The sequence below is a fragment of the Sulfitobacter sp. HI0040 genome, from assembly GCF_001634885.1.
GTDB lineage: Bacteria > Pseudomonadota > Alphaproteobacteria > Rhodobacterales > Rhodobacteraceae > Sulfitobacter.
Genome location: NZ_LWEX01000173.1, coordinates 1 through 2,550, shown reverse-complemented (window position 1 = coordinate 2,550; position 2,550 = coordinate 1). Strand labels below are relative to the sequence as shown.

Below are 2,550 nucleotides of genomic sequence, written 5' to 3'. Positions count from 1 at the left end.
CCGGGTCGAGATGCGCCTCATCCTCGTAGAAGAGACCGCGCGCGAAACGCCCCGACAGATCCGGCTCCAGCCCGCCCGGGTCGGCAGGGGCGTGGCCACGGGTGGCGCGCGCGAAANGGTCCAACTCGCTCGTATCCCGATGGGCCGCGACGACCAGCGTGCCGCGCCGGACCACACCCGGCACCCGCGCGGCCCACCAGTCCGCGGCCATCTGCCCGCGCGTGACCACCTCCTCCGGTGCGGCCTCACCTTCGCAGAAGGGTGCCAGCATCCCGCCCGCCAGTTCCGACACCGGCGGCGGCGCATCCCGCGGGGCGATGACCTCGACCGGGTGACCGGCTTCGGCAAGGGCGGTGGCGGCACAAAGCCCCGCCACCCCCGCCCCCAGAACGGAGATCATTCCGCAGGCTCCGCCGGGACATAGAGCGCCCCGCCCTCGCGGAACTTCTCGGCCATCTCTTCCATCCCGCGCTGCTTTTCCGCCTCGGCGCGAATGTCGTGGCTGATCCGCATGGAACAGAACTTCGGCCCGCACATGGAACAGAAATGCGCGACCTTATGCGCCTCCGCCGGCATGGTCTGGTCGTGCATGTCCCGCGCCGTATCGGGATCGAGGCCAAGGTTGAACTGGTCTTCCCAGCGGAACTCGAACCGCGCGCGGCTGACCGCGTCGTCGCGCAGGCGCGCCCCCGGATGACCCTTGGCGAGGTCCGCGGCATGGGCGGCGATCTTGTAGGTGATCACCCCGGTCTTCACATCGTCCCGGTCGGGCAGGCCAAGGTGCTCCTTGGGCGTCACGTAGCACAGCATCGCCGTGCCGAACCAACCGATCATCGCCGCCCCGATGGCAGAGGTGATGTGATCGTAGCCCGGCGCGATATCCGTGGTGAGCGGCCCGAGCGTATAGAACGGCGCCTCGTGGCAGTGCTTCAACTGCTCGTCCATGTTCTCCTTGATCTTGTGCATGGGCACATGGCCCGGGCCTTCGATCATCACCTGGCAGTCCTTCGCCCATGCGATCTGTGTCAACTCGCCCAGCGTGCGCAATTCGGCGAACTGCGCCTCGTCGTTGGCATCGGCGAGCGAACCGGGCCGCAGCCCGTCGCCCAGACTGAAGGAGACGTCATACCGGCGGCAGATATCGCAGATCTCGTCGAAATGCTCGTAGAGGAAGCTTTCGCGGTGATGATGCAGGCACCATTTCGCCATGATGGACCCGCCCCGCGACACGATGCCCGTGACGCGGTTGACCGTCATCGGGATCATGTGCAGCCGCACGCCCGCGTGAATGGTAAAGTAATCCACCCCCTGTTCGGCCTGTTCGATCAGCGTGTCGCGAAAGACCTCCCAGCTCAGATCCTCGGCGATGCCGCCGACCTTTTCCAGCGCCTGGTAAAGCGGCACCGTGCCGATGGGCACCGGCGCGTTGCGGATGATCCAGTCACGGATGTTGTGGATATTGCGCCCCGTGGACAGGTCCATGACCGTATCGGCCCCCCAGCGGATCGCCCAGACCATCTTTTCCACCTCTTCCTCCATCGAGGAGGTGACAGCCGAATTGCCGATATTGGCGTTGATCTTGACCTTGAAGTTGCGGCCGATGATCATCGGCTCAAGCTCGCGGTGGTTGATATTGGCCGGGATGATGGCACGGCCTGCGGCGATTTCGTCGCGGACGAATTCGGGCGTGACCAGATCGGGCAGCGGCGCGCCCATGGGATCGCCGTCCCGGGGCTGCGCGGCCAGCCGGCCTTCGTTCTCGCGGATCGCGACGAATTCCATTTCGGGCGTCACGATACCCGCACGGGCAAAGGCCAGCTGCGTCACCGCCCGGTCGCCGCTGGCGCGCAGCGGCGGGCGCTGCGCCGGAAAGGCCGGTGTCAGCCGCGCCCCCGTGGCAAAGCCGTTGTCGGCATCGGTGACGGCACGCGCCTCGTATTCCTCGATCAGCCCCTGCGTATGCAGCCAGCCGCCGCGCACCTCAGGCAGGCCCCGGGCAATGTCGATCTGCGCGGCCGGGTCGGTATAGGGCCCCGAACTGTCATAGACACTCACCGGTGCTTCGCCCGTCACATCGATCTGGCGCAGGGGCACGCGGATGTCATGGGTCTGGCCGGTGGCATAGACCTTGCGCGAAGCGGGCAGGCTGCCGGTGGTGATTTCGGGAACTAGGTCTTTCATATCGGTCTCCTCAACGTGATGAGACCCAAGTGAAACATGTGGCAGAAAGGGACCGCACCGGCCCGGTTGCGGCACGCGCAAAGGGCCAAGAGTGGCCCGAAAGGACCGCCCCCAAGGTGTGGAGAATGCGGAAATACCCTTCGGTCTTCCTACGCCAGCGTCAACTGGGTCAGGTTCAAAGGGTCGCGTCACCGGGGCAGATTGAACAAACCCCTGTCAGCCTCTCAGTCCCCATGGCGGGACTCCCCTGACGTAGGGGCACTATTGGCAGCGATGGGCCGAAAGTCAACGGGCCAAAACGGCTTCGGAGGGGTCACATGGCGGCGGGCGGCAATGGCCCGCCGCCATGTGACCCCTCCGAAGCCGTTT

The 2,550-nt window shown here is 66.0% G+C and carries 2 protein-coding genes; both read right to left on the bottom strand.

Annotated elements, in window-relative coordinates; genetic code table 11:
- The coding region (locus A3728_RS11300) for an FAD-dependent oxidoreductase (protein ID WP_150120741.1) at positions 1 to 400 on the bottom strand (400 nt) is incomplete at its 3' end.
- Positions 397 to 2,181: a phosphomethylpyrimidine synthase ThiC gene (thiC, locus tag A3728_RS11295; protein ID WP_067923594.1), complete on the bottom strand. Its 1,785-nt coding sequence runs from the start codon at positions 2,179 to 2,181 to the stop codon at positions 397 to 399. The genes A3728_RS11300 and thiC, both read right to left, overlap by 4 nt.
- Positions 2,182 to 2,550 lie beyond the last annotated feature (369 nt).

Bases quoted from the DNA above. Each gene is read 5' to 3' on its own strand.
- thiC (WP_067923594.1), bottom strand. From the start codon at position 2,181: ATGAAAGACCTAGTTCCCGAAATCACCACCGGCAGCCTGCCCGCTTCG.